Annotated in this window: 8 protein-coding genes and 1 pseudogene; 5 read left to right on the top strand and 4 right to left on the bottom strand. The window is 48.4% G+C overall.

Going from position 1 to position 7339, the window contains the following annotated elements; translation table 11 throughout:
• Positions 1-119 (bottom strand): annotated as a pseudogene (locus QUA38_RS26100) (photosystem II D2 protein (photosystem q(a) protein)); the annotation flags it as partial.
• A 415-nt stretch (positions 120-534) separates the two neighbouring features.
• Between QUA38_RS26100 and QUA38_RS26095 the strand changes: the two are divergent.
• On the top strand, positions 535-807 hold the full coding sequence (locus QUA38_RS26095; protein ID WP_333167050.1) for a hypothetical protein: 273 nt from the start codon (positions 535-537) through the stop codon (positions 805-807).
• A complete protein-coding gene (locus tag QUA38_RS26090; protein ID WP_333167048.1) occupies positions 804-1502 on the top strand; it encodes an ABC transporter ATP-binding protein in 699 nt (232 codons plus the stop codon). The genes QUA38_RS26095 and QUA38_RS26090 overlap by 4 nt, the downstream gene beginning before the upstream one ends.
• Before the next feature lie 124 nt (positions 1503-1626).
• Here QUA38_RS26090 and QUA38_RS26085 read toward each other — a convergent pair whose 3' ends face one another.
• Together QUA38_RS26085 and QUA38_RS26080 are read right to left on the bottom strand one after the other, a co-directional pair.
• Entirely contained in the window at positions 1627-2415 is a 789-nt protein-coding gene (locus QUA38_RS26085) for a DUF4058 family protein (RefSeq protein WP_333167046.1), read from the bottom strand.
• A 237-nt stretch (positions 2416-2652) separates the two neighbouring features.
• Positions 2653-2895 (bottom strand): hypothetical protein, encoded by a 243-nt coding sequence (locus QUA38_RS26080; protein ID WP_333167044.1) that lies wholly within the window; start codon positions 2893-2895, stop codon positions 2653-2655.
• 127 nt (positions 2896-3022) lie between these two features.
• Here QUA38_RS26080 and QUA38_RS26075 point away from each other — a divergent pair, with 127 nt between their 5' ends.
• Entirely contained in the window at positions 3023-3235 is a 213-nt protein-coding gene (locus tag QUA38_RS26075) for a helix-turn-helix domain-containing protein (RefSeq protein WP_333093481.1), read from the top strand.
• Positions 3236-3241: 6 nt separating this feature from the next.
• Here QUA38_RS26075 and QUA38_RS26070 read toward each other — a convergent pair whose 3' ends face one another.
• Positions 3242-3553, bottom strand: coding sequence for a TRADD-N-associated membrane domain-containing protein (locus tag QUA38_RS26070; protein ID WP_333167042.1), 312 nt, complete (start codon positions 3551-3553; stop codon positions 3242-3244).
• 165 nt (positions 3554-3718) lie between these two features.
• Here QUA38_RS26070 and QUA38_RS26065 point away from each other — a divergent pair, with 165 nt between their 5' ends.
• Together QUA38_RS26065 and QUA38_RS26060 are read left to right on the top strand one after the other, a co-directional pair.
• On the top strand, positions 3719-4882 hold the full coding sequence (locus QUA38_RS26065; RefSeq protein ID WP_333167041.1) for a hypothetical protein: 1164 nt from the start codon (positions 3719-3721) through the stop codon (positions 4880-4882).
• Positions 4883-4986: 104 nt separating this feature from the next.
• Complete coding sequence (locus QUA38_RS26060) at positions 4987-7281, top strand: tetratricopeptide repeat protein (RefSeq protein WP_333167039.1); 2295 nt, start codon at positions 4987-4989, stop codon at positions 7279-7281.
• Positions 7282-7339 lie beyond the last annotated feature (58 nt).

Below are 7339 nucleotides of genomic sequence, written 5' to 3'. Positions count from 1 at the left end.
CAGGGGAATAGCAGGATGCCAGACCAGCCTACGAAGACGAAGCGATCGCGTTTGAGCCAGTCGTCGAGGACATCAAAGATGCCTCTTTCGGTCTGGGCGCGTCCGACTGCGATTGTCATTTACGCAAATCTCCAAATGGATATAATTACAACGGATCTGTCTCTAGTCATGAGTCTTCCACCGTTGCCTCTGCTTAGCAGAAAACAAGTTGGATTATGAACAGACTTTACTTTTCTTTACCGTATTGACGATTATAGAGGTAATTCTTTACAAGAGCAAGTTTTTCTTAAAAAACTTTTGGCTCTTGACTTTTGACTTGTGCGAAGTCCCTGAAGCCCTCGAAGTCCCCGAGGTCTTTGCCCTGCATTTGGGGACTTCTACTCTACAGGAGTCTTTGCGCTTTGCGTCAGAAGCCCGGTGGCTTCGTAGATATATCGGCCTCAACCTCTTATTTTTCTAAGAAACTGCGTTTCCTTGGGTAAGTCCTATATATATACTGAGGATAGAGCTCCTGATTTAGGTTTTTAAGACTATATGTTCAGCATTGACATCATTGTGAAGAACACGCCCGTATCGCTGTCGGTGCAGCGGAAGTTGCAGGAGGACGCTGATACTGTTTACCAGCAGGTCTTAGAGGCGATTCGCAACTCGCAACCGCAAATTTTGGAACTAACTTGCGAGAAAAATCCTGAGAAAAAGGTAGCTGTGCTCAGCAGCGAGATTTCTGGGGTGGTGGTTTCTCAGAAATCAGGGGCGTCATCTACAGGCAGATCGCCGGGTTTTGTCTCGATGTCGGCAGCAGAATGACGGCTGGGGGTGTTGGTGCCGATATGGGCCAGTCAGCCGTTACTGTGCGGGATTTGGGTTTTTGCTGGCCGTCGGGCGATCGAGTGTTGCAAGGTTGCTCTCTGGATGTACCCAAGGGCGAGTTTTGGATGCTTTTGGGCACTAACGGCAGCGGCAAGTCTACGCTGTTGAGGCTGATGGCTGGGCTGCTGCACCCCCAGTCGGGGGAAATTGACCTGGGCGGGCGAGTGGGTTTTGTGTTCCAAAACCCCGACCACCAACTGGTGATGCCGACGGTGGGTGCGGATGTGGCTTTTGGTTTGGTGGAGGAAAAGCTTTCTAACGTTCAGGTGCGGGCGAGGGTGGCGGAGGCTTTGGAGGCTGTGAATTTGCTGGATTTGCAGCGGCGGCCGATTTATGCTTTGAGTGGGGGCCAGAAGCAGCGAATTGCTCTTGCTGGGGCGATCGCCCGTCACTGCGAAATTCTACTGTTGGACGAACCGACGGCTTTGTTAGATCCTGATTCTCAGTTGGATTTGGTGGCGGCGGTGCAGCGGTTGGTGAAAAATCGCGGGATTACGGCTTTGTGGGTGACTCACCGTTTGGATGAGTTGAATTATTGTGATGGGGCTTTTTTGTTGGAAAAGGGCGAAGTGGTCGATCGGGGAGATCCGGCGCGTTTGAAGCAGCGGTTGATGCAAAGTCAAGATGTTTAGCCCTCAAGCAATTTGAGAATTAAGTCATTCTGCGAGGGAAATCGTTCTGCAAGTCAAACGAAGTCTGCCTCCGCAGACTAAGAAATAAATAGGGTATTTAACCAGATTTGGGCGGCAGCCCAAATTAATCTCGCAATCGCCGATCGCGCAACCAAGCATCTGCCCAAATTGTATCGGCCTCTGACAGCGGTGGTATGACTTCCCAGTTGCGATAATCTATCTTCAGGTCGTAACTTGCTATGTCGTAAATTTGAGTGAATAATTCCTGCAAGTTTATGACAGGTTCAGTATCGCCCGATCGCAGTGGCAAAGGAAAAGCTGGCATCGGGTTCTGCACGTTAAAAGCGTACAAATCTGCTCTGGGACGGCGATTTCCCCGACACACCAAAACGCTATAGTGACTTTCAACATCATTGCCAATAATTGGCATTTTTCGACCGCGCCGCAATAAATCTATTTCAATTAAATGAGTGCGGCTACCTAAAATTTCTTCTCGCTTTTCCTCGTACATTTGTCGTCCTTTTCCTGTGCGCTTATTGCTAGGTGAGAGGATTTCAATCAGGGTGATTAGTTCTTGGTTTCCTCTTTCTCTAATTTCTAAATAGCCTTCCCGAACCTGGTAGGGCATGGGAATATTTACTGTCAAGGGTTGTGTTGGTGGCGCTGCAACGGCTACGTTTGATGTGATTAATTCGGTTGTAGTTCTTGGCTGAATTACGTTTACATCAGGAATGCCAATTGATAAATTGTCGTCAGCGGTTTCATACATTCTCACTTCTACAGACACTAAATACTTAGGACGTAATTGCGGAGATAATAATCTGGCAATTTCAATAATTAGCCAGTGGTGTAGGGCAGGCCAGAGTTCGGGATGTTCTAAATACGGGTCCATACCGGGAAAGGGAGATGGCATTGATGTGACTCCTTGACTCAAATCTATTTCCAGTTTAGCAATACTTTTCTGACGCGAATGGCTTGGGAATAGTTTTTATGGCATAGCTTCGCTTGTGACTGATGAGGGCTGAAGGGTCGATCGACCTTTTGCAATAATAGGTTCGATCGCACATCTTGCACTTATTGCCATATTCCGTCGGGCGTTTAAACCGCTGCCGGAATATGGCAACAAATGCAAGATATCAGTTGGATCGCATTAAACTTCGATCGACAATTGCATCGGAATTGGAACGCTGTTTTCATCTAAGACAGACAGCGCATTTACGAAAACAATTGTATGCGGGACTGCCGGCATTAAGCGGCGCAGTGCATTTAGGTAAGATTCGGCATCGGGGCGGCGGCTGAAACGAGCGACTGTTAACCGCTGACAGTTGGGGAGGTGGCGAATTATGCACCAAGGTTGAAGTCGATCGCGATAAGTCGGTTGTTTTGGTATCATAGGAAAATCCTTCCCACTTTTGTGGGTGGTGAATAAAAGGCGATCGCTCTAGATTTCTCAGGTCGGAGGGCGATCGCTGTTAACTATCTTTATTAAAAGATATGAGCATAGCTGCTGTCAAGCATAAATGGGATTAATTCGATTGCGAGTTCGAGAACTCGCTGAGGAGAAGGGGTGGACGCTCAAAGAAGTCTCTGACAGAACGGGAATTCCCTACAGCACGGTTAAAAAATACGCCCAAGCTCCTAAACTGGCAACGGTGGACTACACGGCTTTGCAGAAACTTGCTGCTGTCTTCGATTTGATGATCGAAGATTTGGTTGAAGTTTTGGAAAATTAATATGTCCTATTTTGATCGGATATCGGTTGTTTCCCTGCTGTCATCTATTAATTCTTTTGTTATCCTGTCAAGTCGATCGTTTGCGTCCTTGGCAAGTTTAAAACAACCCACACTTACAGCCATGCCACTCGATGTGGTGACAGCGCCTTCAGGAACTTTGCCTGATAATAGGAGTGCTGCACCGACAATACTAATACAGCTAGAGAGTACGGCTGCTGCTAGAGCTGCATTAAAACTATAATGCGATTGGCGCAAGCGCTCTTTGACAATAATCATTTCTAGTGCGGAGTCAGGGTTGGTGCTTAGTTTGTTATTCATGATTTCGTAGAACCTATAGACTTCATACTTCTACTATGAAGCCAAATGCCTGAAACCATGACTACGCAATGATTGTCTTGTTGATCTCTTTTGGCTTTGCTATGATTGCCTTATGCTTTAGATATGACTGCGCTAAAAATTATTTTTATGAAATTGAGGTAATCTATGACAGACTCTAGCCCGTGCAGAAAAAAGAAAAAACTTACTATTGCTGCATCTAAAAAAGGTGTAGAAATAGCAGAAAAAGCTTTAATCAGGCTAGGATTTGGCTCAAAAAGCAACTTTGCTACGTCTAAAAGGTTATCGCGCAGTACAGTTACCAAATTTTTCACACAATCTCCAATTCTGTATGATTCATTTAAAGTAATATGTGATTCACTACAATTAAAGTGGGAAGAAATTTTAGAAACAACAGAAGAGAGCATAAATTCTCAGCCAATAGAAAGACAGCTTAACCCTAGCTCTGATGAAGAGGGAGTGAAAAATAAAATGCTTGTTCGCCAAGTAAATATTGTAGAAAAAATAAGTCAGAGAACCAAAACTGTAATTACCTTAAAAGGTGATATAGATTCGATTTCAAATATCCAGGTTATCGCAGCTATTTTAAAAGAACATGGAGGTGATACTATACAAATCACTGATATTCAAGAAGGCAGTATAAAATTAATCATAGAAGGGTCTCAAGAAGATATTGAGCGACTTTTAAATAAGATCCAGTCAGGAGAATTAACCGAACTAGATGGGTTTCCAGTCGAGGATGCTCAAATACTAGCAGAAAAAATGCCCGAAGAGATTGGGCATATTGAAATCCTACCACCGTTTCCCGGAGTTAAATCAATACAAATCAATCGTCTGTCTCAAATTGAAGAGATCTTGGAATTGCTGCAAAAGCAGTTAGTGGGCAAGCAGAACGCTCTAACTTCTGCACCGCGAGAAGAAAATATCCGAATTAAACAGCAAATCCGAGAGCTACGCAAGGAGATTCGGGAGCAGGAAGAAAATTATTGGCAGGTTATCGGTCAGCAAACGAAAACAGTGGAAATTCCCGAACCGGAAGCTAAGATTATGGTTGCCCAGATTGTCGAAGAAGTTGGGCAAATTGAAGTGCAGGGACAGTATCCCGATGAGGTAGTTCAGATTTTGCAGGAGATTCGGGACAAGCTAAACCAACCGGGACCGACAGCAGCCGCGAAACTTAAAGGCGTAATCTCAAGCATTCCGCCGTTGGTGGGAATTTCCTACGAGGCTGAATTGGATACAGAGAATTTTTTCCAGCGGCATTTCCCAACGTTTCGGAAGTGGGCTAAGGTATTAGCAAAAAAGTCCTAGACCTGGAGCGAAAAACACCGAATCCAGCTTTCACAAGTTTTTACCAACTATACGATATTCCCTCCGAACTCGGTTCAAAAAACTTTGTCGGACGGGATGAGGAAATGCAGCAGTTGCACGGATTGTTGCAGGATGGGAGCCGCGTTGCGATCGCCGCTGCGTCGGGAATGGGCGGCATCGGCAAGACAGAATTGGCATGGCAGTATGCAACTTTTCACCGCGAACACAACACCTATTCCGCAGGGATTTGGTGGCTGTTTGTGCGGGACAACGATTTAGCGCCGCAGGTGTTGCAGAAAGCGCTGCGAATGGGAATTCAGCCGCCGGATACTCTCGACAATCTGGAGGAACGGTTGCAGTTTTGCTACGAAGAGTGGGCAAAAAAAACCTCTGGCAATGCTCTGCTGGTATTGGATGATGTCAAGGATTACCGCGCGGTGCAGCGGTTGCTGCCGAGAAATCGCCGCTTTAAGGTGTTGCTGACAGCGCGACAATTTGTGCCGTCGCCTGTGGGGTGTTTGCCGTTAAAAGTGTTGAAACCAGAGGCGGCGCTAAACTTGCTGCGGCTGACGGCTGGGGATTTGCCGGGAAACGGGCTGGGACGGATTGATGCCCAGCTTGAAGATGCTGAAGCGCTTTGTCAGTGGTTGGATTATTTGCCTTTGGGCATCGAACTGGTAGGGCGCTATCTGCGGCGCAAGCGGGCGCTGTCCTTGGCAGAAATGCTGCAACGGTTGCAGAGTCAGCGATTGGAGGCGCGGGCATTGCAGGAGGCGGAAGCTGGGATGACAGCTAGGCGCGGAGTGGCAGCAGCCTTTGAGCTGAGTTGGGCGGAATTGAACCCTCCGGCGCGGACGCTGGGGTGTCTGCTGAGCGTGTTTGCTCTGGCTGCGATTCCTTGGGAGTTGGTAGCCGAGTGTTTGCCGGGTTGGGATGAGGAGGAGTTGGAGGATTGTCGGGATTACGAACTGCTGGAACAGAGTTTGCTGTCGCTGGTGGAGGATGAAACCTCAGATTCGGGTCAATCTGGGCTGGTACAGCCACGCTATCAACTTCATGCTTTGATTCGGGAGTTTTTTGCGGCCAAATTGCAGGGGCGCGCCGATGCTGAGATTTTGCGGAGCAACTTTGCAGTGGTGCTGACAGCGGTGGCGAAGACGATTTCGCAGACTGTGACGCTGAAGGTGCAGGAACGGGTGAAGGAGGCGCTGCCCCATTTGGAGGTGGTGGCGGAGCTATGGTCGCATTTGCTGGAAGATAATGATGCTGTGTGGTCTTTCACAAGCTTAGGGTGGGTTGCTCAGGGACAGAGTTCTTGGGTAGAGGCGGAGAAGTGGTACAAAGCTTGCCTCCAGATGACACAGGAACGCTGCGGAGCCGACCATCCCGGTACGGCAACCAGTTTGAACAATCTGGCAGACCTATACCGTGCAATGAGACGCTACTCGGAGGCGGAACCCTTATTAGTGCGATCACTCGCGATCTGGAAGCAACAGCTCGGACCTGACCATCCCCAGACGGCATTGAGTTTGAACAATCTGGCAACGCTTTACTATGCAATGGGTCGCGACGCGGAAGCGGAAGCCTTGTATGTGCAATCGCTCGCTATCACAGAACAGCAGCCAGGAGCCGACCATCCCAATACGGCTCCGACTTTGAACAATCAGGCAGAGCTATACCGTGCAACGGGACGGTACGCGGAGGCGGAACCGTTATTAGTGCGATCGCTCGCCATCACAGAGCAGCAGCTCGGAGCCGAGCATCCCCACACGGCTATGAGTTTGAATAATCTGGCAACTCTGTACTATGCAACGGGACGGTACGCGGAGGCGGAACCGTTATTAGTGCGATCGCTTGCCATCTGGGAGCAGCAGCTAGGAACCGACCATCCCCATACTGCTCAGAGTTTGAACAATCTGGCAGAGCTATACCGTGCAATGAGACGCTACTCGGAGGCGGAACCCTTGTTAGTGCGATCGCTCTCTATTTACGAGCAGCAGCTAGGAGCCGACCATCCCGATACGGCAACGAGTTTGAACAGTCTGGCAGGGCTGTACAAGTCGATGGGACGCTACACGGAGGCGGAACCCTTGTATGTGCGATCGCTCTCGATTTGCGAGCAACAGCTCGGAGCCGACCATCCGGATACGGCAACGAGTTTGAACAATCTGGCATGGCTGTACTATGCAATGGGTCGCTACCCGGAAGCGGAACCGCTTTACCTGAGAGCATTAGAAATCTGGTTTAACCGATTGGGAGAGAATCATCCCAACACCCAAACCGTTAGGAGCAATTTCATTTATTTTCTCCAGCAGGCGATATCAACGGGTCAAGACTCGCAACTTTCCCAGCATCCAGCAACGCAAGCAATACTGAAGCAACTTCGGGAGACGGAGTAGCTGTTGCTGCTAGAGCGATTGTTGCCAATTTCCTACAAAACTTACGCATGGGGCCCAG

The sequence above is a fragment of the Microcoleus sp. Pol12B4 genome (assembly GCF_036701385.1).
Taxonomy (GTDB): domain Bacteria; phylum Cyanobacteriota; class Cyanobacteriia; order Cyanobacteriales; family Microcoleaceae; genus Microcoleus.
This window is presented reverse-complemented; position numbering and strand designations above follow the sequence as displayed.

What these genes read in the sequence shown, in the direction of transcription:
- QUA38_RS26060 (WP_333167039.1), top strand. Translation starts at nt 4,987, where the DNA reads ATGCAGCAGTTGCACGGATTGTTGCAGGATGGGAGCCGCGTTGCGATC.
- QUA38_RS26080 (WP_333167044.1), bottom strand. Translation starts at nt 2,895, where the DNA reads ATGATACCAAAACAACCGACTTATCGCGATCGACTTCAACCTTGGTGC.
- QUA38_RS26095 (WP_333167050.1), top strand. Translation starts at nt 535, where the DNA reads ATGTTCAGCATTGACATCATTGTGAAGAACACGCCCGTATCGCTGTCG.
- QUA38_RS26090 (WP_333167048.1), top strand. Translation starts at nt 804, where the DNA reads ATGACGGCTGGGGGTGTTGGTGCCGATATGGGCCAGTCAGCCGTTACT.
- QUA38_RS26085 (WP_333167046.1), bottom strand. Translation starts at nt 2,415, where the DNA reads ATGCCATCTCCCTTTCCCGGTATGGACCCGTATTTAGAACATCCCGAA.
- QUA38_RS26070 (WP_333167042.1), bottom strand. Translation starts at nt 3,553, where the DNA reads ATGAATAACAAACTAAGCACCAACCCTGACTCCGCACTAGAAATGATT.
- QUA38_RS26075 (WP_333093481.1), top strand. Translation starts at nt 3,023, where the DNA reads ATGGGATTAATTCGATTGCGAGTTCGAGAACTCGCTGAGGAGAAGGGG.
- QUA38_RS26065 (WP_333167041.1), top strand. Translation starts at nt 3,719, where the DNA reads ATGACAGACTCTAGCCCGTGCAGAAAAAAGAAAAAACTTACTATTGCT.